Source organism: Novosphingobium umbonatum (assembly GCF_004005905.1).
In the GTDB taxonomy this organism is placed as follows: domain Bacteria; phylum Pseudomonadota; class Alphaproteobacteria; order Sphingomonadales; family Sphingomonadaceae; genus Novosphingobium; species Novosphingobium umbonatum.
On record NZ_SACO01000005.1, the window covers coordinates 72,135 to 91,767 of the forward strand.

Below are 19,633 nucleotides of genomic sequence, written 5' to 3' on the forward strand. Positions count from 1 at the left end.
ATGACGCAGCCTGAAATGACTTTTGCAGGCAGCCCGCTGGACCGCGCCGATGCCTTGCGTTCCGATGCGCAGGCCTTGGCGGCTTTGCAGGCGCAGGGCGGGCGGCTGCTGGCCTTGCAGGGATTGGAGCCGGTCGTTGATGGCGGGCTGGTCTGGCAAAGTCTGGATGCTGCGCCAGAAGGGGCGGAGCTGATCTTCCTCGGGCTGGATGCCGAAGGGCAAGGCCATTTTGTCGCCGCGCCGCGCCCCGAAGACGCCAGCACCGCGCCTGCCAGTTTCGATCTGTGGAGCGCTCTATCGGGCCTGTCGCATCAGGAAGTCGCCATTTATGGCGCGGCCCGCGCTTTGGCGGGTTGGCATGGGCGGCACCGTTTCTGCGCGCGTTGCGGCAGCCCGACCCGCATCGCCAAAGGCGGGTGGCAGCGCGATTGCATCAGCGAGGCCTGCGCCACGCCGCATTTCCCCCGTACCGATCCGGTGGTGATTATGACTGTAGAGCATGAAGGCCGCCTGTTGCTGGGCCGCCAACCCCGCTTTCCTGCGGGGCGCTATTCGGCGCTGGCGGGCTTTATCGAACCGGGCGAGACTTTCGAGGAGGCGGTGGCCCGCGAAATCCGCGAGGAAGCGGGCGTGACGGTGCGCGACGTGCGCTATGTCGCCAGCCAGCCTTGGCCTTTCCCCTCCAGCCTGATGATCGCGGGCCATGCCTATGCCGATGATCCGGCGCTGAACATTGACACCAATGAATTGGAAGACGCCCGCTGGTTCACCCGCGAACAAGTGGCCGAGGCGATGGAGGCGCGTGCGCGGGGGGAGGACGGAGTAGCCTTTAGCGCACCATCGCCACGCGCGATTGCATGGCATTTGCTGGATCGGTGGTTGCGTGCGGCTTAAACCAGCCCCAGCCTTGCCAATTCGCTCGCCATATCGGCGGGCAGCACATCGCCGCTGGCGCCACTGGCCAGATCAGCGGGGGCGTCTTTCTCCTCCAGATAGCGCCAGCCTTGATGCGCGCGGCGTGGAGTGGGGACGACATCGATCAGATCGGAGGAGATCAGGATGGCGGTGCGGCCCCCCTCGGCTTCGGAAAAGCCGATGATCTCGCTGCGGGCCACCAATTGATGTTTCAGGATCCAGAACACCGATCCGCCGATCATTTCGGCTGCGCGCTTGGGGCAATTGCGCGTGGTGATATGCACAACCTTCTCGCCCCCGCGCCGCCCGCCATCGGCAAACCAGCCATGCACTTCGTCCAGCGATTGCGCGCCATAGGCGACTTTGGTCATATTGAGCGGCATGGGGATAGGGCTTTCAAACCAGTCCGGTGGCGACGGCCAGACCAAGGAAGGAGAAGAAGCCCATAACGTCGGTGGCAGTGGTGACAAATACGGCCGAAGAGACAGCCGGATCGACATTGGCGCGGTCCAGCGTGATGGGCACCAGAATACCGGCCAGACCGGCCACCAGATTGTTGATAATCATCGCCGCGCCAATCACTGCGCCCAGATGCGGGTTATGGAACAAAAGCGCGGTGCTGGTGCCGATCAACAGGCCCAGCGACAGGCCATTGGCCATGGCGATGCGCAATTCGCGCAAGACCATGCGGATCGTGTTCGAACTGGTCAGCTGATTGGTGGCAATGGCGCGCACCACCACCGCCAAAGTCTGCGTGCCCGCATTGCCGCCCATGCCCGACACGATCGGCATCAGCACGGCCAGCAGGGCAAAGCGGGCAATCGCGTCCTGAAACAGGCTGACCACCGATGAGGCCAGAATGGCCGTGCCCAGATTGACCACCAGCCATGACAGGCGGGTGCGGACCGTCATCAGGATCGGCTCGTTAATGTCGCCATCACCGGCGCCCGACAGGCGCAGGATGTCCTCGCTGGCCTCTTCCTGAATGATGTGGACCACGTCGTCCACCGTGATCTGGCCCACCAGACGCCCGCTTTCATCCACCACGGCGGCGGAGATCAGCGCGTATTTCTGGAAACGCAGCGCCACCTCTTCCTGATCCATGGTGACAGGGATCAGCGTCTGGTCGCGCTTCATCACATCGGACAGGGCAATATGCCGGTCGGTGCGCAGGATCCACGACAATTGGCAGGTGCCCACCGGCCGGTAATGGGCGTCCACAATGAACACTTCCCAAAACTCGGTGGCCAGATCCTTGTTGTCGCGCAGATAGTGGATGAGTTCACCCACGGTCAGTTGTTCGTTCACCGCGATAAAGTCGCGGCTCATCAAACGGCCTGCGGTCTCCTCCGGATAGGCCAGCGCCGATTCGATGGCGGCGCGCTCTTCCGGCTCCATCTCGGCCAGCACGGCCTGCTGTTCTTCGGGCTCAAGATCTTCGAGCAGGGCGACCGCGTCGTCGGTCTCCATCTCCTCGGCAATCTCGGCAATATCCTCGGCCGACAGCTCGTCCACCAATGCTTCGCGCACGTGGTCGTTCAGCTCGGCAAAGACCTCGCTGCCCATCAGGTCGGAAATGGCGCGGGTCAGCGCGCTGCGCTCGTCAGCCTCTACCTGTTCCAGCAGGTCGGCGATGTCGGCGGGGTGCAGCGGCTCCACTAACGCATAGACAGCGCCATCATCACCCGCCTCCAGCGCGTCGCGCACACGGCGGACATAGTCGCTTTTCAGCATGTTATCCGCGTCCAGACGCTCGCTTTCCGCAGGCACGGCTTCGCTTGCCGCTTGGGCGGTGTCGATCGTGTCAGGGTCCAGCGGCTCCAGGCTCATGGGCCAAGGGATTAGGCAGTTGTTCCATAAATGCAACCGCCCAATGGCGCGCTTTGACCAGTTTATGCGCATGGGGCCAAGCTCTGCACAGGGCTGCACCATCTGGCGCGTGACTTTGCGCCACGCCATCTCTATCAGAGCGCGCGACACGGGGACCTATCGGCCCAAAGCGCCGCCCCGTATGCCAGCAGGAGTTAAGACAAATGGCCGAGGAATTTCTGACCTTCACCGTGGATACTGGTAATGGCACGGGTGATGTGGTTATCAAGCTGCGCCCCGATCTGGCCCCCGGCCATGTGGAACGCATCAAGGAACTGGCCGGTGAAGGCTTTTACGATGGCGTGAAGTTCCACCGCGTGATCCCCGGCTTCATGGCGCAGGGCGGTTGCCCCCATGGCACCGGCACCGGCGGCAGCGACAAGCCCGACCTGAAGGCCGAATTCAACAACGAACCCCACGTTCGCGGCGTATGCTCGATGGCGCGCACCAGCGCTCCGCATTCGGCTAACAGCCAGTTTTTCATCTGTTTTGACGATGCCACCTTCCTTGACCGTCAGTACACGGTTTGGGGCGTGGTGCAGTCGGGCATGGAATTCATCGACGCCCTGCCCAAGGGCGAACCGCCGCGTAACCCCGGCAAGATTGTGAAGGCCACCGTTTCGGCTGCCTGAACCTGATCGCGGCCTCTCCCGTTGCATGGGCAGCGGGAGAGGTTGTTAGTCAGGGGTGAAAGTTTGAGATTAACGCAAATGCAACTTTGATTGCGGGTTGCAACGCAGGGGGGCAACAGGGCCTCCTTGTAGATTTACCGTGTAAGCAAGGCGAAATCCGGATAAAAAGGGATCGCTTTGTGTTAAACCAGATCAAGATCAGCACGCTTGTTACGGCTGGCTCTCTCACCCTTGCCGCCCTGATTGGCGGTAGCGCCGTAACCGCCGCGGTTGGTGCCGGTGCCATGCAGCGCGATCTGGTTTATATTAACGAAAATTCGCTCCCCAGCGTGGCGGCCTTGGGCCAGATTGTGATCGATTTTGAAATCGCGCGCATTCGCCTCTCGCGCGTGATCATGGCCAAATCGCCCGAAGAACTGGCCAAAGCCAATGGCGAGTTGGACAAGGGCATCGTCAAGGTCGATGAGCAGGTTGCCGCCTATGGCAAGCTGATTTCGGATGACAAGGACAAAGCCCTTTACGAAGCCTTTTCGCAAAAGTGGCAACAGTTCCGCGCCGATATGGAGGCGGTGAAACAGGCTGCCACCGACAATCCGGCACAGGCCGAAGTCCTTTATCGCGGCGAGATTGTCCAGCACGCCCGCGATTTGCAAAGCGCGATTGAGGAGGACAAGGATTACAACAGCCAACTGGCGCAGCAGCGTACCGATGAAGCCGTGGCGGGGGCGAAGGCCTCGGTGTGGCGTTATAGCGTGCTGGGCGTGGCTGGCGTGGTGATTGGCTTGCTGGTGATGCTGATGCTGCGTGTGCGCTTGACCAGTCCCTTGGCGCGGCTGCGCGATGCGATGGGTTCCATGGCGCGCGGGCAGGTGGACATGTCGATCCCCGGCACGGAAAAGCCCGATGAACTGGGCGAGATTGCCCGCGCTTTGGATGACATTCGCACGTCCGTTGCCGAACGCAGCCGGTTGGAGGCTGAAAGCAAGCTGGTGGCGCAGCAGCAGGTGACCGGCGCCTTGGAAAAGGGGCTGGGGGCGCTGCGTCAGGGGCAGTTGAGCCACCGTATCGACAACCACTTCCCTGCCGAATACGAACAATTGCGTCAGGATTTCAACGCTACCGTGGCTTCTCTGGCCGAACAGATGGGCGAAGTGGCCCGTTCGGCAGGCGCGGTGCGTACCGGTGCCAGCGAGATTTCCGCCGCCGCGCAGGATCTGGCGCGCCGCACCGAAGTGCAGGCTTCCTCGCTGGGCGAAACGGCCAGCACGGTGCGCGATCTGGCCGAATCGGTCAGTTCGGCGGGCGCAGGTGTGGCCAATGCCGCCAATGCCGCGCGTGAGGCCGAAAGCGAGGCTTCGGCCAGCGGACAGCTGATGCTGGATGCGGTGGCCGCGATGAATTCCATTGCCGCCACCTCGGAAAAGATGCGCTCGATTGTCGAGATCATCGACGGCATCTCGTTCCAGACCAACTTGCTGGCGCTCAATGCCGGTGTGGAGGCTGCGCGTGCGGGTGATGCGGGCAAGGGCTTTGCCGTGGTGGCCACCGAGGTCCGCAACCTGGCCGAGCGCAGCGCCGAGGCTGCACGTGAAATTGGCGCCCTGATCGTCAATTCGGGCCATGAAGTGCGCCAAGGCGTGGATATGGTCAGCCAGACCCAGTCGAGCCTGCAACGCATCGTCGACCGCTCGACCGAAGTGGCGGCCATGCTGTCCAGCCTGTCGGCCACAGCGGCCAGTCAGGCATCATCCATTGCGCAGGTCAACAGCGTGCTCAGCGATCTTGACCGCGCCACCCAGCAAAATGCCGCGCTGGTCGAAGAATCTACCGCCGCCTCGCATTCACTGGCCACCGAATCCGAACGTCTGTCGGCGGTGGTGCAGCGCTTCTCCTCCGGCCATCAGGGCGGTGGTTCCTATGGTCAGCAGCGCTATGCGGCTTAAAGCCCGGCCTTGACCAGCCAGTCGTAGAAAATCCGCACCGGGCGCGTTTCCAGCGCCTTGGGGCGGCACACGAACCAATAGGAATAGGGGCTGTTCACCTCGATATCGAACAGGCGCACCAAACGGTCATCGCCTTCGCGCAGGAAATGGTCATCATGCAGGATGGCCACGCCCAACCCCTGCGTTGCGGCGGCGATGATCAACTGGGCGGAGTCGAAATGGTCAATGGCCGCCGGTTCCAGCTTTTCCAGCCCCAGCGCCGATTTCCACACGTCAAAGCTTTCGGGCAGGTCGGTGGAGATCACGAAGGTCTGTTTCGACAGGCGCGCCACATCGGGCGTGGCGCCAATCTCTGCGGCCAGAGCGGGGCTGGCGAAGGCATGGACCTTGTTATGGTCGAGCCGGACCGAATGGAGCGCGGGATCGGGCTCTTTTGACAGCACAATCGCGGCATCAATCGAATCGCCCAATTCGGAATCGAGCTGCGCGCCAGTGTCAAAGTCGATATGCAGGCGCGGGTGCAATTTGCGCAATTCGGGCAGGCGCGGGAACAGACGTTCACCGGCAAACAGCGCGGGAATGCCCAGATGCAGGCGCATCACATTGCCCGCCTCCATCTGCGATTCCACCGCTTCGGCCAATTCCTCCAGCTTGGGGCTGACCGCCGCGTAAAAGGCCTGACCATCATCGGTCAGCTTCATCGCCTGATGCTGGCGGGTGAACAGGCGCTTGCCCACGAAATCTTCCAGACTGCCCACGCGCCGCGACAGGGCCGAAGGGCTGAGGCCCAATTCATGCGCCGCCGCCTTGGCGGAACCGAGGCGGACGATGCGGACAAAGGCTTCCAGCGCGCGCAGGGGGGGCAAGCGGCGAGTGGCGGGCATGGGGTCAGTCCTCTTCGCTCAGGAGGGAGGCCGGTGGGTGCAGGCGTAGACGCATAACATGTCTTTCATCGGCTTGCGTCACTTCAATCGTCCATCCGCTGGGGTGGGGGATCATCGTGCCGACATGGGGCACATGGCCCGCCATCAGGAAGGCCAGCCCGCCCAGCGTATCAATATCTTCCTCCACCTCGGCCAGACGCGGGTCGATGCGTTCGCCCACTTCCTCCAACCGGGCCTTGGCATCGGCGTCCCACATGCCTTCTTCCAGCGGGGTCAGCAGCGGGGCAGGGGCATCATCATGCTCGTCCTCGATCTCGCCGACGATTTCCTCGACCAGATCCTCAAAGGTGATGATGCCTTCGGTGCCCGAATATTCATCGACCACCACGGCCAGATGCACACGGCTCGACCGCATATCGGCCAGCACATCCAGCGCGCCGCGTGCGGTGGGCACAAACAAGGGCTGGCGCATCAGGCGGGTCCAATGGCCTTGCGGTTCCTCGCCACGGGCCAGATAGCCGAACACATCCTTGATAAGGATCATGCCGATCACTTCATCCAGCGTGTCGCGATAGACCGGCATGCGCGAATGGCCGTGTTCGGCAAAGGCGGCGACCACATCGGCAAAGGGCGCATTATGCGGCACCGCCACAATCGCCCCGCGCGGGATGCAGACATCGGCGGCATCATGTTCGGAGAAATGGAGCAGGTTGCGCAACATCTGCCGCTCCATCAGTGACAGGTCCCCCTTGCCAGCAGGCGCGCCGCCTTCCTCTTCATGCTCGTCGATAATGTCTTCCAGATGGTCGCGCAGCGATTGGTCCGCCTCGCCTCCGTCAAAGAAACGTCTTACCGCTCGCCACAGCGAGAGCTTACTGTCCGACTCTCCGTTGCCGGTGTCTCCAAGACGGCCCATTTCGGCCACAGCGCGTAATACTCCAATAGGCCGCGCGGCAAACGCAGCGGCAGTTGCGGGAAATTCAAATCCCGTGGTCGCCATATGGGTCGGCAATGCCGATAAGTGCAAGCGCCTTTATTTCCAAAATTTCCATTTCCCGCGCATCTTCATCGGAAATTTCATGATCCAGCCCCGCCAGATGCAACAGGCCATGGATCATCAGATGGGCGGCATGGTCTTCCAGGCTGATGCCCTTTTCCTCCGCCTCGCGCGCGCAGGTTTCATAGGCCAGCGCCAGATCGCCCAGCATTTCGGGCGGGCCATCGCCGTCCAGATCCAGCAGATCCTCGCGTTCCAGCATGGGGAAGGACAAGACATTGGTCGGCTTGTCCTTGCCCCGCCACTCGGCATTGAGCACCTGCACTTCATCATCGCTGGTCATCAACAGGCTGACCAACAGGCAATCCTTGGCCAATTCGGGCGCCACCACGGTCAGCGCACCCGCCGCCTTGGCCGCCAGCGCCTCCCAATCGGTGGTGGCGGGCCAAGGGGCTTCGATATCGATTTCAAGCGTCAACATGGCGCCTGCCTAAAAGCTGCGGGCGCAAATGTCTAAGCTTAATCCTTATGGGCCTAATCTGCGATGTCACGCCAGATCCTGTCCTTCATAGGCATCCACAATCCGCCCGACGATGGGATGGCGCACCACATCATCGCGGTTGAACCGCACCGTGGCGATGCCTTCCACACCTTCCAGCTTGGCCACGGCATCGTTGAGCCCGCTCATCGCCTGCCCGCCGGGCAAATCGACCTGTTTGGGGTCGCCGCAGATCACCATCCGGCTGTTCATGCCGAAGCGGGTGAGGAACATTTTCATCTGCGCATGGGTGGTGTTCTGCGCCTCGTCCAGAATGACGAAAGCATCGGCCAGCGTGCGTCCGCGCATGAAGGCAATCGGCGCTACCTCGATCTCGCCATTGGCCAGGCGGCGTTCCACCTGTTCGGGCGGCATGCAGTCATAGAGCGCGTCATACAAAGGCCGCAGATAGGGATCGACCTTGTCCTTCATATCACCGGGCAGAAAGCCCAGCTTTTCCCCCGCCTCCACCGCAGGGCGCGACAGGATCAGGCGTTTGACGCTGCCATTGATCAATTGCGATACGGCCTGCGCCACGGCGATATAGGTCTTGCCCGTGCCTGCCGGACCCAGCGCGAAAATCACATCATGCTTGGCCAGCGCCCGCATATATTCGATTTGCGTGGGGCTGCGCGGCACGATGGTTTTGCCGCGCGTGCGGATCATGATCGGGGGGTGGCTGTCATCGCCCGAAATGATGCCTTCCAGCATCGGTTCCACCGACATGGCGATCAGGCTTTCCACCGCGCCAGCGTCGATTTCCTGACCCTGAATGATGCGGCGGTGCAGGCCTTGCAGCACTTCACGGGCGCGGGCGACATTATCCTCGTTGCCCTCGATCATGATGCGGTTGCCACGGGCGGAAATATACACGCCCAGACGGTTTTCGATCAGCACCAGATTGGAATCAAACTGCCCGAACAAGGCGCCGAGTATTGTCGGCTCATCGAACTCCAGCTCGGCTCTGGCCCGCCGCGAAGGGTTGGGCCGTGCTTGCTGGGGACGAAATTGCGCCACTTCACCCATGGTGTCGTTAGCGCGGATGTGCTTGCGGGCCATGCGCTCCTTGTCTGCGGAGCCGGAGTCGGATGACTGCTCCGCTGATGCAAAACTATCCCATTGCCCCTTCGGCGCAAAGCGCAAATAGGTGGCTGGCTTGTGGATAAGCTTGCGACAAATTGCGACAACTCTGAACGAAGCCTGTTGGGCGGGTTCCAAATCGGTTCATGCGGAGGTGGGCAAAAGGGCTTCATTGGCAGGGTCCGCAAGGGGCGCTGCCCCGATAAAGGAGACAATCATGCGAAAGATCCTGATGCTGGGCCTTGCTGCCGCCACGCTGGTTCCCGCCGTTGCACAGGCCCATGGCGGGCCGGACAATCACCACGAACAGCGCATGGACCGTCATGACGACTGGCGCCGCGATCGCCGCGACGACCGGCGCGAATACCGTCAGGAAATCCGCCGTGAAGCGCGCGAGGATTGGCGCGAATATCGCCGCGCCCATGCCGAGGTTTTCCGTGGTCCCGCCTATTATGGTCCGCGCGGCTATGCCTATCGTCCGGTAGCCCCCGGCTATCGCTTTGCCCCCGATTATTACGCCCGCCGCTATTGGCTGGCCAATCCGGGCGCCTATCGCCTGCCTGCGGTTGGACCGAATGACCGCTATGTGCGCTATGGCCGCGATGTGATCCGCGTGGACATCCGCAATGGCCGCGTGCTGCAGGTATTCGGATCGTTCTTCCTCTAACCTGCAAGACCTGAGCGAATGGACCAAAGGAGCGCGGGCGGGAAACTGCCCGCGCGTTCTTTATCCGATTACTCGCGCGCCCAGCGAATTGGCCCAGCCATCCACCAGTTCCACCTTCAACAGGTCGCCAATCTTGGCATCATGCTGGAAATGCACCGATTGCAGCCATGGTGATTTGCCCAGCCATTGCCCTTCCAGCTTGCCGCGCCGTTCGACCAGCACTTCGCAAATGCGGCCCACGCTGGCCTCGTTAAAGGCCTGTTGGTCGCGGTTGAGCGCGGCTTGCAGACGCTTCAGGCGATCATCCATCACTTCGGCGCTGATCTGGTCCGCCATCGTGGCCGCAGGCGTGCCGGGGCGGGGCGAATATTTGAAGCTGAAAGCCTGCGCATAGCCCACCGCGTCAATCAGCGCCAAAGTATCGGCAAAATCGGCCTCGCTCTCGCCGGGGAAGCCGACGATGAAATCGCCCGACAGCGCGATGTCGGGACGGGCTGCGCGCACCTTGTCCAGAATGGCCAGATAGCTTTCCGCGCTATGGCTGCGGTTCATGGCTTTGAGGATAGGGTTGCTGCCCGACTGCACCGGCAGGTGGAGGAAAGGCATCAGCTTGTCCACCTCGCCATGCGCGGCGATCAGCGCATCGGTCATGTCATTGGGGTGGCTGGTGGTGTAACGGATGCGCGCCAGATCGGGCATGGCGGCCAGATCGCGGATCAGCCCGTCCAGCCCCACCTGCTGGCCCTTGGCATTCTCGCCTGACCAAGCGTTGACGTTTTGCCCCAGCAGCGTGATTTCCTTGGCGCCCGCTTCCACCAGACGCTGCGCCTCGGCGATCAGATCGGCATAGGGGCGGCTGATTTCCGCGCCGCGCGTATAGGGCACCACGCAATAGGTGCAGAATTTGTCGCAGCCTTCCTGCACGGTCAGGAAAGCAGTGGGGCCCACATTGCGCCGTTTGGGCAGGGCGCCGAATTTGGCATCGGCGGGCATGTCGGTGTCGGTCACACGCTCGCCCTTGGCAGCGCGGGCCAACATGTCGGGCAGGCGGTGATAGGCCTGCGGACCCACCACCATTTTCACCGCCGGCGCGCGCGACATGATTTCCTCGCCCTCGGCCTGCGCCACGCAACCGGCCACCGCGATCATCGGGCTGGTGCCATCGTCACGGCGCAGGCGGCCAATGTCGGAATAGACCTTGTCCACCGCCTTTTCGCGGATGTGGCAGGTGTTGAGCACCACCAGATCGGCCTCGGCCCCTTCGGGCGCGGGGCTAATGCCTTGGGTGGCCAGCAATTCTTCCATGCGCTGCCCGTCATAGACGTTCATCTGGCAGCCGAAGCTTTTCACGCGATAGGTTTTGGGGGCCGAAGTGGTCATGCCACGCCCCCTAAGCCATATTGGCGGGGATTTGAAGGGGGCTGCGTGTCTGCCGGTTGTGGAGTGGGTCTGGCTTGCAAGTTTGGTGTATTACTCTAGAATAACACCTGCGGCGTGATGGTTGCGCCGCGCTGCCCAAGAGTGCGACCCATGTTCGATTTTCTGCGCCGCAATTTCATCGATGTGATCGAATGGCACGAAGCCCCCGGACAAGTGGCGTGGCGCGTGCCCACCCAAGGCAACGAGATCCAGAACGGCGCGCAATTGACCGTGCGCGAGGGGCAAGTGGCGGCCTTTATCAATGAAGGCCATGTGGCGGACTATTTTGGGCCGGGGTTGCATAGTCTGGAGACGGCCAATCTGCCGATCCTCACCAATTTGCTCAATTGGGACAAGGGCTTCAACTCGCCCTTCAAGTCCGATGTGTTGTTCATCTCCCTGAAGGAGCAGACCGCCCGCAAATGGGGCACGCCCCAGCCGGTGACTTTGCGCGATGCCGAATTTGGCGCGATCCGCCTGCGGGCCTTTGGCACCTATTCCTTCCGCGTGACGGATTTGAAACTGTTTGTCGAACGCATTGTGGGCACCACGGCAGAGGTCTGGGCCGACGCGCTGGACACGCAATTGCGCAGCGTGATCGTCACCGCCATCGCCACCGCATTGGGCAGCAGCCAGACCGCTTTCCTCGATCTGGCGGGCAATCAGCAGAAAATGTCGGACGCGATCAAGCTGGAGGTGGACAAGGCTTTTGCGGCCTGGGGTCTGGCTTGCCCGACCTTCTTTGTCGAAAGCGTCAGCCTGCCAGAGGAAGTGCAGGCCTATCTCGACAAGGGGTCGTCCATGCGGGTGCTGGGCGATATGGCGGGCTATACGCGCTTTCAGGCGGCCGAAGGGCTGGATAATGGCGCGTCCGGCGTGGGCGGTCTGGGCGCGGAAATGGCGGCAGCGGCGGCTTTGGGTGGGGCGATGAAGGATGCTCTCGGCGCTGCCCAAACCCCTCAGGAAGACCCTTTTGCCTTGATCGAAAAGCTGCACAAGTTGCTGACCATGGGCGCGATCACGCAAAGTGAATTTGACGCCAAAAAGGCCGATATTCTGGCCCGTGTGAAGTAAGGTCTATCCGATGGCCCAGATGAATTGTCCGCAATGCGGCGCGCCGCTGCCCATGCGCGGGGGCGGTTTGCCCTATGCGGTTTGCGCCTATTGTCAGGCGGTGGTGATGCGCGACGGGATGAGTCAGGTCGGCACTGCCGCCGTGCTGCCCTATGATATTTCGCCCATCCAGCTTGGCACGGGGGGCGCGATGGATGGCACGCGCTTTACCGTGGTGGGCCGTGTACGCTGGGGCTGGAGCGATGGTTCGTGGAACGAATGGTTGCTGCAATTGACCGATGGAACCACGCGCTGGCTGGGCGAGGCGATGGGCCAGTTTCAACTGCTGGCCCCGCGTGAGGAACTGGCGGAGCGCTTTTCCGGCCCGATCCTGCTGGGCAGCCGCGCAACGGTCGATGGGCAGAATTTCACCGCCAGCGATATCAAACAGGTCACCTGCCTAGGCGGGGAGGGCGATCTGCCCTTTGCCTGCCCGAAGGATTGGGCGGTGGAAAGCATTGACTTCCGCTGTGACACCGGCGCGGCTTTGTCGGTGCAGCGCGATGGCGGCAAGGTGGATGTCTATGTCGGGCGTTATGTCGAACTGGCCGAATTGAAACCCAGCCGTCTGCGCAAGATCGAGGGCTGGACCATGCCGGAGGGTCTGGCATGAGCCGCGCGGTCACCTGTCCCTGCTGTGGCGGGGGGATCGAGGTCAAGGCGGCGGGCTATACCGTCTCGGTCGCCTGCCAATATTGCGGCAGCCTGCTGGATGTGGCCCATCCCGATGTGAAGGTGATTGCCGAATATCACCAGAAACTGGCGCGTCTGGCCCTGCCTTTGGGCAGCCGTGGCGCTTTGTTCGGCACGCAATGGGAAGTGATTGGCTGGCTGGCGCGCGAGGCTTCGGGCTATGGCTGGGAGGAATATCTCCTGTTCAACCCCTATGCGGGCTATCGCTGGCTGGTTTATTCCAACGGGCATTGGCAATTTGGCCAGATGCTCACCGCGCACCCCAAGGCTCTGGGTGATGGCACCTATGGCTGGGCCTCGCGCCGCTTTGGCGCGGAGGAGGATGGCGCGGCCACGATCACCACCAAAGCTGTGCTGGGCGAATTTTACTGGCGCGTGCGGGCGGGGGAACAGGTTTTTGCCGAGAGCTTCATCAGCGGCGATGGCCAGAGCCTGAGCCGCGAGGCCAATGGCGAGGAGGTGCAATGGACGCATCTGGTGCCTTTGCCTTCTTGGCGGATCAGGAGCTTTACCAGGCGACAGGGGCCGTCCAGCGCCAATCCGCCTTCGCGCTTTGCCGCATGGTGGGCAGATTTTGACGTAGCCGATACCAGCCTGCCTAACATGGCTGGCATCGCCTTGGCCACTGTGATGGCGGCGAATTTGCTGTTGACGGCGATGGGTTCGCCCAGCCTGTCCCAGCGCGGGCAGGGGCAGGTGACGGTGGATGGTGCCGCAGCGGCGATCCCCATTGGCGCGATCACGCTGGCGCGGCCCAAGCAATTTGTGACCATCAAGGTGGAATCGAGCAATTTCGTCAACCAATGGGTCGATCTCGATTATCGTCTGGTCAATCGCCAGACGCAGGCCGTGTTCACCGCGCCTGCCGCGCTGGAATATTACACCGGCGTGGATAGCGATGGCACATGGAGCGAGGGCAGCCATAGCGCCGAGACCCTGTTTGAAGGCGTGCCTGCGGGCCAATATGACGTGGTGGTAGAGGCCAGCGCGCATAGCTGGAACGACCCCACCCGAGCCGCGCCAACCTATACCAACCCGTTCCAGACCACGCCCGACACGATCGGCCTTGCCTTTCTGGTGGAGGATGGCGGCATGGCTTGGGGCCTGTGGTGGTTGGTGGTGGCGGGCGCGGGCCTGCCTGTCCTGTGGGTGGCGTTGAAGCATTGGAGCCGGACGCGATGAGCCGTGGATTGCTGACTTACGCGGCATGGTGCCTGCTGTTGCTGGGGCTTGCCGCATGGGCGGGGTACAACGCATGGGACCCGTTTGCCGATGGCGGATCGCATCACAGCGGCCCCGGCGACCATTCGCGCCAGCATCGCAGCGGCGGTGGCTTCTGGTATTTTGGCGGCGGTTATGGCGGCGGTGGCTATGGCGGTGGTCCGGCGCATAAATAATAGGGGAGAATGATCATGCTAACTGGCGCAACCGTGCTGGCCACTTTGATGTATGCGGCGCTGGGCGTTCTGGTGTTCATCATCAGCTTTATCGTGGTCGATAAATTGACCCCCGGCGAATTGTGGAAAGAGATTATCGAGAAGCAGAATCAGGCCGTGGCCCTGCTGGCTGGCGCGGCGGCTTTGGGCCTGTCGATCATCATTGCTGCGGCCATTCATGGCTGAGGAAACCGCGCCTGCTTCCAAAAGCCCTGCTTCCAAGAGCCATGCTGCCATCCTGCTGCTTTCGGTGCTGGTGGTGGCCACTTGCGGGCTGATCTATGAATTGCTGGCGGGCACGCTGGCGTCTTATCTGCTGGGCGACAGCGTTACCCAGTTCTCCACGGTGATCGGCTCCTATCTGTTTGCGATGGGGGTTGGCTCTTTCCTCTCGCGCTATGTGCGCGGGGACGAGATGGGCGTGTTCATCCGCGTGGAAATCATGATCGCCATGCTGGGCGGGTGGAGCGCGGCGGGGCTGTTTCTGGCCTTTCCCATGGCGGCCGATTTCCGCATCTTGCTCTATGCTTTGGTGCTGGCGATTGGGGTGTTGGTGGGGTTGGAAATCCCGCTGCTCATCCGCATTTTGCGCGGGCGCTTTGCCTTTCGCAATCTGGTCTCCAATGTGTTGACCTATGATTATGTCGGCGCCTTGATTGCCAGTCTGGCCTTTCCGCTCGTGCTGGTGCCGCGCCTTGGCATGATCCGCACCGGCATGGTGTTCGGGCTGGCCAATGTGGCGGTGGCGGTGGCGCTGCTATGGGTGTTGCGGCGTGAAAGGCGGGTGGTGGTCGATATGCTGGCCGCTGTGCTGGTGGCGGGCAGTCTGGTGGCAGGCCTGTTTCTGGGCGAGCGTATCCAGCGCGCGGCGGAAATCGCCTATTATGGCGAGGGTGTGATCTATGCCCGCTCCACGCCTTACCAGCGGTTGGTGCTGGCGCGGCGCGGCGGGGATCTGCGGCTCTATCTCAACGGCAATCTGCAATTTTCCAGCCGTGACGAATATCGCTATCACGAGGCCTTGGTCTGGCCGGTGCTGGGGCGGGTGGCGCATCCCTCGCGGGTGCTGGTGCTGGGTGGGGGCGATGGACTGGCGGCGCGGGAAATCCTGCGCGATAGTCGCGTGGCCCATGTCGATCTGGTCGATCTGGACCCTGAAATGACGCGGATGTTTCGCCAGATCCCCCAGCTTTCGGCGCTGAACCAAGGCTCTTTGTCCAACCCGCGTTTGAAGGTGACCAATGCCGATGCCTTCCGCTGGGCACGCAGCGCCAAGGGGCAATATGACGCGATCCTTGTCGATTTTCCCGATCCCACCGATTATGCGCTCGGCAAGCTCTACACCGTCAGCTTTTACCGCGAGGTTGCGCGCCTGCTGGCGCCGCAGGGGGTGATGGTGGTGCAGTCGACCTCGCCGATGGTGGCGCCGCGTTCCTATTGGACGGTGGCGCAAACGCTGGAGGCGGCGGGGCTTTCCACGCGGGGCTACCATGCCTATGTGCCAAGCTTTGGCGAATGGGGCTATACTCTGGCCGCGCATCAGCCGCCGGTGATGGCGGCGAATTTGCCTGCGGGCCTGCGGTTTTTGAACGCCACATCCGAACCGCTGATGTTTGATTTTCCCCCCGATATGGCGCGCAGGCCGGTGCCGGTGAACCGGCTCGACAATCAGGCTCTGGTGCGCAGCTTCTCGGAAGAATGGGCCAAATATGAAGGCTGAGATGCGCCGCCGCAGCGTTTTGGCGGGCGGAGCGGCGATGATGGCCACGGGCGCTTTGGGGGGCTGCGCCAGCGCGCCGGCCTATGGGCCTTTTGCGGGGCAATTGCTGGGCGCGGATGTGGCGCGGGGCCATGCCCTGCGCGATGGCCGCCTGCCAGCGGCGAGCGGGCTGGAGCGTCGTATTCCCCTGCTGGTGCTGGGCGGCGGCGTGGCGGGGCTGGCGGCGGGCTGGCGGCTGCGTGAGGCGGGGTTTGATGATTTCGCCCTGCTGGAACTGGAGCGTGAGGCGGGGGGTAATGCCCGCGCGGGCGCCAATGCGCAGACGGCCTTCCCGTGGGGCGCGCATTACCTGCCGGTGCCGGGTAAGGAGGCGGTGGCCCTGCGCCATATGCTGCGCCAATTCGGCATGATTACCGGCGAGGATGCCAGCGGCGCCCCGATCTATGACCCCTACCAACTCTGCGCCGATCTGGAAGAGCGCCTGTTGTGGCGCGGGGAATGGCAAGAGGGGCTTTACCCCAGCACTTACCTTTCCGCGCAGGACAAGGCGCAGCGTGATCGCTTTACGGCGGCGATGGAGGCTTTTCGCAAGGCGATTGGCCGCGATGGTCGCACCGCCTTCGCCAGCCCCAGCCGCCTGTCCAGCGCCGACCCTGCCTATACCGCGCTGGATGGCATCAGCTTTGCCGCATGGCTGGCGGGGCAGGGGTTTAACAGCGCGCCCTTGCTGGCCTATGTGCGCTATGCCTGCCGCGATGATTATGGCTGTGAGCCCGAAGCTGTGTCGGCATGGGCGGGCATCCATTATTTCGCCGGAAGGCGCGGTTGGGCCAGTGATGGCGCGGGCGAGAGCGTGCTGACTTGGCCGGAGGGCAATGCAAGGCTGGCGCGGTTGATGGCGGGGCGTGTGGGGGCGGAGCGAATCCACAGCAACACCAGCGTGCTGCGCGTGGCGCGCGATGGGGCCGATGTGCTGGTCGATGCGCATGACCATGCCAGCGGCCATACGCAGCGCTGGCGGGCGCGGGCGGTGGTGTTGGCGATGCCAGACTTTGTGGCACGCCACGTTGCGACCGATTTTGCGGGGGTGAAGGGGCTGACCTATGCGCCTTGGGTGGTCGCCAATGTGGCGGTCTCGCGTCTGCCATCGGGCGATGGTGTGCCTTTGGCATGGGACAATGTGGCGGCGGGTAGTGAATCGCTTGGCTATGTGGTGGCCACGCATCAAACGCGGAGCAATGGTGAGGCTGTGGGGGTTTTGACCTGGTACAACGCCCTGTCGCGCGGCGATCCGGCGGCGGAAAGGCGGGCGATGCTGGCGCGAAGCCTGCCGCAATGGCAGGCCATCGTGGCGCAGGATTTGTTGGCGATGAACCCCGAGCTGGAAGGCTTGATCGAGCGGATCGATGTCTGGCGCTGGGGCCATGCCATGGTGCGGCCGACGGTGGGTCTGCGGGCGGCTTTGGCGGGTGTGGCGCAGAATGGGCCGGTGTTTCGCGCCCATTCAGACCTTTGCGGCCTGTCCCTGTTTGAAGAAGCCCATGATAGCGGCGTGCAGGCGGCGGAACGGGCGATGGGTTGGCTAGGCCACGTCCACGAGGCTTTGGCATGAGCGCGCCATATGCGCCCGCCACTGGCGTGCATCTGGTGGCCGATCTGGCCGATGGTCAGCATCTGGGGGATCTGACGCGGATCGAGGCTTTGTTGCGTCAGGCAGGTGCGGCGGCGCGTGTGACAGTGCTGTCGGTCCATCTGCATCCCTTCGGGCCGGAACAAGGGGTGACCGGCGTGGCCCTGCTGGCCGAAAGCCATATTTCCATCCATACATGGCCAGAGGAAGCCCTGGCAGCGGTGGATATTTTCGTCTGCGGGGCGCAGGCCGATGCGCAGGCGGCGCTGGATGTGATCGTGGCGGGCTTGGGCGCGCGGGTTGCCTTCGCGCAGGCTTTGCCGCGTCTTGGTGCCCGCAAATCGCGCTAGTCATCACCCAGTCACATATCTAGGCTGAGGCTGATCGACTTGGCTGATGCGTTTGTTTGGGGTTTGCGGAGAATGTGGCGGAAATTTCGCGCCGGTTTGGGCGTGGCTTTGTTTCTGGCGGTGGCGGGCGTGTGGCTTTGCATACCGCGTGGGTTGCGATGGCGGCGGTGTCTTGCGGTGATGGCGTGGCGTTGCCTGCTGCCCGCTTTTGGCATCAGGGTGGAGGTGCATGGTACGCCCTTGCCCGAGGCGGGCACGCTTTATGTCGCCAACCATGTCAGCTGGACCGATATTCCGGTGCTGGGTCTGGTGCTGAATGCGGGCTTTGTGGCCAAGGGTGATATTCGGGGCTGGCCGGTGATCGGTAAGCTGACGGAGGCCTATGGCTGCCTGTTTGTCGAGCGCGAGCGGCGGGGCAAGGCGCAGGATCAGGCGGCGGCTTTGGCCAGCCATCTGGAGGCGGAACGCGGGTTGGTGTTGTTTCCGGAAGGGACAACGGGGTTGGGGCTGGAAACGCTGCCCTTCCGCTCCAGCCTGTTCGCGCTAGTGCCCGGTGTGGCGGATGGCTCGGCCAAGGTGCAGCCGGTGACCTTGCGCTATCTGCGGGCCGATGGCGCGCCTTTGACCGAGGCAGAGCAGCGCCAGATTGCATGGATCGGCGATGATGAATTGCTGCCCCATGCGGGCGGGCTGCTCAAAGGGCCGAGGCTGGTGGCGCAAGTGTGGTTTGAACAGCCGGTGCTGGCCGCCGATCGCAAGGCGTTGGCGCGCGCTTGCGAAGCGGCGGTGGCGGAGAGGTTGAAAGCTTAAGCCGCCACGCTGAAGCGCGAGGCATAGCGGTCGGCGATGAGGTCCACCGGCATGACCACGAACACGTCTACCGTGTTGAAGGCATGGTCGATAAAGGCGCCATCGCCGAATTTGGCGCCCACGCGCATATAGCCCTTGACCAGCGGGGGCAGCTGGAACATGGCGCGGCGTTCGTCATAGGCACCGCGCGGCAGGCGCTCCATGGAAACGCCCTTGCCGGGCAGCACGCGGGGGCATTGCGCCGGATCGGCCAGATGGTTGTGATAAAGCCAAGACAGCGCCGAGGCAAAGGCATCGGGATCGGTGCCGGGGAAGCTGGCGCAGCCGAACATCAGGCCGATGTGGTTGGCCTTGATATAATCGGCAATGCCGCGCCACAGCATGGAGATGGTCGCGCTGGTGCGATATTCGGGCAGCACGCAGGAGCGGCCCAGTTCCAGCAATTCGCGGCCATCCTCACGCGGGCGCATCAGGGGCGAGACGTCATATTCGCTGGAGGAATAGAACCCGTCATGGGCGCGCGCCACGCTTTCGCGCAACAGGCGATAGGTGCCCACCACCTTGTTTTCCTCATCCCCCTCGCGCGCCTCGTCAATCACCAGCAGATGATCGCAAAGCGCGTCATAGGCGTCGCGGTCGCAACGCAGTGCGGCATTGGCCGGATCGGCATCCGCGCCCATTTCCTCGAAGAACACGCGCCAGCGCAGGCGTTGCACAGCGTCCAGATCGCGCGCATCCTGCGCAAGACGGACCGTAAGGCGGCGGGCGGCGGCGGGGTGGGCGTGAGCGGTCATACTGTCTCCTTCCCTCCTGAATATCAGGCCGGTGTGACAGGCATGCGGCGCTTTTGTGATGGTCGTGTGATGGATCGGTGACGCGCAAATGACAAAAGGGGGGCACCGCCTTGGCGATACCCCCCTTTGTCTTTACCCGAAAA

General features: G+C 62.8%; 21 protein-coding genes. 13 read left to right on the top strand and 8 right to left on the bottom strand.

Annotated features, from left to right (window positions below):
* Complete coding sequence (nudC, locus tag EOE18_RS08460; protein ID WP_127708300.1) at positions 1-894, top strand: NAD(+) diphosphatase; 894 nt, start codon at positions 1-3, stop codon at positions 892-894.
* Here nudC and EOE18_RS08465 read toward each other — a convergent pair.
* On the bottom strand, positions 891-1,298 hold the full coding sequence (locus tag EOE18_RS08465) for a DUF1489 domain-containing protein (protein ID WP_127708303.1): 408 nt from the start codon (positions 1,296-1,298) through the stop codon (positions 891-893). The two genes, nudC and EOE18_RS08465, sit on opposite strands and share 4 nt — an antisense overlap.
* 13 nt (positions 1,299-1,311) lie before the next feature.
* Positions 1,312-2,745: a magnesium transporter gene (gene mgtE / locus EOE18_RS08470; RefSeq protein ID WP_127708306.1), complete on the bottom strand. Its 1,434-nt coding sequence runs from the start codon at positions 2,743-2,745 to the stop codon at positions 1,312-1,314.
* Between the two features lie 203 nt (positions 2,746-2,948).
* On the opposite strand from mgtE, the gene EOE18_RS08475 reads away from it, so the two are divergent.
* The gene (locus EOE18_RS08475) at positions 2,949-3,416 is read left to right on the top strand and encodes a peptidylprolyl isomerase (protein WP_127708310.1); all 468 of its coding nucleotides are present in this window, start codon (positions 2,949-2,951) and stop codon (positions 3,414-3,416) included.
* A 179-nt stretch (positions 3,417-3,595) separates the two neighbouring features.
* Complete coding sequence (locus tag EOE18_RS08480) at positions 3,596-5,359, top strand: methyl-accepting chemotaxis protein (RefSeq protein WP_127708313.1); 1,764 nt, start codon at positions 3,596-3,598, stop codon at positions 5,357-5,359.
* Here EOE18_RS08480 and EOE18_RS08485 read toward each other — a convergent pair.
* The 4 genes from EOE18_RS08485 to EOE18_RS08500 form a co-directional block, all read right to left on the bottom strand.
* Positions 5,356-6,243, bottom strand: a complete 888-nt coding sequence (locus tag EOE18_RS08485; protein ID WP_127708316.1) for a LysR substrate-binding domain-containing protein — start codon at positions 6,241-6,243, stop codon at positions 5,356-5,358. The two genes, EOE18_RS08480 and EOE18_RS08485, sit on opposite strands and share 4 nt — an antisense overlap.
* Positions 6,244-6,247: 4 nt before the next feature.
* Complete coding sequence (locus tag EOE18_RS08490; RefSeq protein WP_127708319.1) at positions 6,248-7,168, bottom strand: hemolysin family protein; 921 nt, start codon at positions 7,166-7,168, stop codon at positions 6,248-6,250.
* A 55-nt stretch (positions 7,169-7,223) separates the two neighbouring features.
* On the bottom strand, positions 7,224-7,718 hold the full coding sequence (gene ybeY, locus EOE18_RS08495; protein WP_127708739.1) for an rRNA maturation RNase YbeY: 495 nt from the start codon (positions 7,716-7,718) through the stop codon (positions 7,224-7,226).
* A 69-nt stretch (positions 7,719-7,787) separates the two neighbouring features.
* A complete protein-coding gene (locus EOE18_RS08500) occupies positions 7,788-8,837 on the bottom strand; it encodes a PhoH family protein (RefSeq protein ID WP_181953031.1) in 1,050 nt (349 codons plus the stop codon).
* A 238-nt stretch (positions 8,838-9,075) separates the two neighbouring features.
* Here EOE18_RS08500 and EOE18_RS08505 point away from each other — a divergent pair, with 238 nt between their 5' ends.
* Complete coding sequence (locus EOE18_RS08505) at positions 9,076-9,525, top strand: RcnB family protein (protein WP_127708322.1); 450 nt, start codon at positions 9,076-9,078, stop codon at positions 9,523-9,525.
* Positions 9,526-9,585: 60 nt separating this feature from the next.
* On the opposite strand, the gene miaB is transcribed toward EOE18_RS08505, so the two are convergent.
* Positions 9,586-10,905: a tRNA (N6-isopentenyl adenosine(37)-C2)-methylthiotransferase MiaB gene (gene miaB, locus EOE18_RS08510; RefSeq protein WP_127708325.1), complete on the bottom strand. Its 1,320-nt coding sequence runs from the start codon at positions 10,903-10,905 to the stop codon at positions 9,586-9,588.
* A 150-nt stretch (positions 10,906-11,055) separates the two neighbouring features.
* Between miaB and EOE18_RS08515 the strand changes: the two genes are divergently transcribed.
* From EOE18_RS08515 to EOE18_RS08555, 9 genes are all read left to right on the top strand, one after another.
* Positions 11,056-12,018 (top strand): SPFH domain-containing protein, encoded by a 963-nt coding sequence (locus tag EOE18_RS08515; protein WP_127708328.1) that lies wholly within the window; start codon positions 11,056-11,058, stop codon positions 12,016-12,018.
* Between the two features lie 10 nt (positions 12,019-12,028).
* On the top strand, positions 12,029-12,670 hold the full coding sequence (locus tag EOE18_RS08520) for a DUF4178 domain-containing protein (protein ID WP_246027339.1): 642 nt from the start codon (positions 12,029-12,031) through the stop codon (positions 12,668-12,670).
* On the top strand, positions 12,667-13,932 hold the full coding sequence (locus EOE18_RS08525) for a DUF4178 domain-containing protein (RefSeq protein WP_127708331.1): 1,266 nt from the start codon (positions 12,667-12,669) through the stop codon (positions 13,930-13,932). Before EOE18_RS08520 ends, EOE18_RS08525 begins: the two co-directional genes overlap by 4 nt.
* Positions 13,929-14,147 (top strand): hypothetical protein, encoded by a 219-nt coding sequence (locus EOE18_RS08530; protein WP_127708334.1) that lies wholly within the window; start codon positions 13,929-13,931, stop codon positions 14,145-14,147. Before EOE18_RS08525 ends, EOE18_RS08530 begins: the two co-directional genes overlap by 4 nt.
* 15 nt (positions 14,148-14,162) lie before the next feature.
* Positions 14,163-14,372, top strand: a complete 210-nt coding sequence (locus EOE18_RS08535; RefSeq protein ID WP_127708337.1) for a DUF350 domain-containing protein — start codon at positions 14,163-14,165, stop codon at positions 14,370-14,372.
* On the top strand, positions 14,365-15,906 hold the full coding sequence (locus EOE18_RS08540; RefSeq protein WP_127708340.1) for a polyamine aminopropyltransferase: 1,542 nt from the start codon (positions 14,365-14,367) through the stop codon (positions 15,904-15,906). The genes EOE18_RS08535 and EOE18_RS08540 overlap by 8 nt, the downstream gene beginning before the upstream one ends.
* Entirely contained in the window at positions 15,896-17,518 is a 1,623-nt protein-coding gene (locus EOE18_RS08545; RefSeq protein ID WP_127708343.1) for an NAD(P)-binding protein, read from the top strand. Before EOE18_RS08540 ends, EOE18_RS08545 begins: the two co-directional genes overlap by 11 nt.
* Positions 17,515-17,886, top strand: a complete 372-nt coding sequence (speD, locus tag EOE18_RS08550; protein ID WP_127708346.1) for an adenosylmethionine decarboxylase — start codon at positions 17,515-17,517, stop codon at positions 17,884-17,886. Before EOE18_RS08545 ends, speD begins: the two co-directional genes overlap by 4 nt.
* 72 nt (positions 17,887-17,958) lie before the next feature.
* Positions 17,959-18,696 carry a lysophospholipid acyltransferase family protein gene (locus tag EOE18_RS08555; protein WP_127708349.1) on the top strand — a complete coding sequence of 246 codons (738 nt, stop codon included), beginning with the start codon at positions 17,959-17,961 and terminating at the stop codon, positions 18,694-18,696.
* Here EOE18_RS08555 and EOE18_RS08560 read toward each other — a convergent pair.
* Positions 18,693-19,490 (bottom strand): GNAT family N-acetyltransferase, encoded by a 798-nt coding sequence (locus EOE18_RS08560; protein WP_127708352.1) that lies wholly within the window; start codon positions 19,488-19,490, stop codon positions 18,693-18,695. The genes EOE18_RS08555 and EOE18_RS08560 overlap by 4 nt on opposite strands.
* Positions 19,491-19,633: the final 143 nt, after the last annotated feature.

Coding starts and splice junctions, on each gene's coding strand:
- nudC (WP_127708300.1), top strand. CDS start 1: ATGACGCAGCCTGAAATGACTTTTGCAGGCAGCCCGCTGGACCGCGCC.
- EOE18_RS08465 (WP_127708303.1), bottom strand. CDS start 1,298: ATGCCGCTCAATATGACCAAAGTCGCCTATGGCGCGCAATCGCTGGAC.
- mgtE (WP_127708306.1), bottom strand. CDS start 2,745: ATGAGCCTGGAGCCGCTGGACCCTGACACGATCGACACCGCCCAAGCG.
- EOE18_RS08475 (WP_127708310.1), top strand. CDS start 2,949: ATGGCCGAGGAATTTCTGACCTTCACCGTGGATACTGGTAATGGCACG.
- EOE18_RS08485 (WP_127708316.1), bottom strand. CDS start 6,243: ATGCCCGCCACTCGCCGCTTGCCCCCCCTGCGCGCGCTGGAAGCCTTT.
- EOE18_RS08500 (WP_181953031.1), bottom strand. CDS start 8,837: ATGGCCCGCAAGCACATCCGCGCTAACGACACCATGGGTGAAGTGGCG.
- EOE18_RS08505 (WP_127708322.1), top strand. CDS start 9,076: ATGCGAAAGATCCTGATGCTGGGCCTTGCTGCCGCCACGCTGGTTCCC.
- miaB (WP_127708325.1), bottom strand. CDS start 10,905: ATGACCACTTCGGCCCCCAAAACCTATCGCGTGAAAAGCTTCGGCTGC.
- EOE18_RS08515 (WP_127708328.1), top strand. CDS start 11,056: ATGTTCGATTTTCTGCGCCGCAATTTCATCGATGTGATCGAATGGCAC.
- EOE18_RS08520 (WP_246027339.1), top strand. CDS start 12,029: ATGGCCCAGATGAATTGTCCGCAATGCGGCGCGCCGCTGCCCATGCGC.
- EOE18_RS08525 (WP_127708331.1), top strand. CDS start 12,667: ATGAGCCGCGCGGTCACCTGTCCCTGCTGTGGCGGGGGGATCGAGGTC.
- EOE18_RS08530 (WP_127708334.1), top strand. CDS start 13,929: ATGAGCCGTGGATTGCTGACTTACGCGGCATGGTGCCTGCTGTTGCTG.
- EOE18_RS08535 (WP_127708337.1), top strand. CDS start 14,163: ATGCTAACTGGCGCAACCGTGCTGGCCACTTTGATGTATGCGGCGCTG.
- EOE18_RS08540 (WP_127708340.1), top strand. CDS start 14,365: ATGGCTGAGGAAACCGCGCCTGCTTCCAAAAGCCCTGCTTCCAAGAGC.
- EOE18_RS08545 (WP_127708343.1), top strand. CDS start 15,896: ATGAAGGCTGAGATGCGCCGCCGCAGCGTTTTGGCGGGCGGAGCGGCG.
- speD (WP_127708346.1), top strand. CDS start 17,515: ATGAGCGCGCCATATGCGCCCGCCACTGGCGTGCATCTGGTGGCCGAT.
- EOE18_RS08555 (WP_127708349.1), top strand. CDS start 17,959: ATGTGGCGGAAATTTCGCGCCGGTTTGGGCGTGGCTTTGTTTCTGGCG.
- EOE18_RS08560 (WP_127708352.1), bottom strand. CDS start 19,490: ATGACCGCTCACGCCCACCCCGCCGCCGCCCGCCGCCTTACGGTCCGT.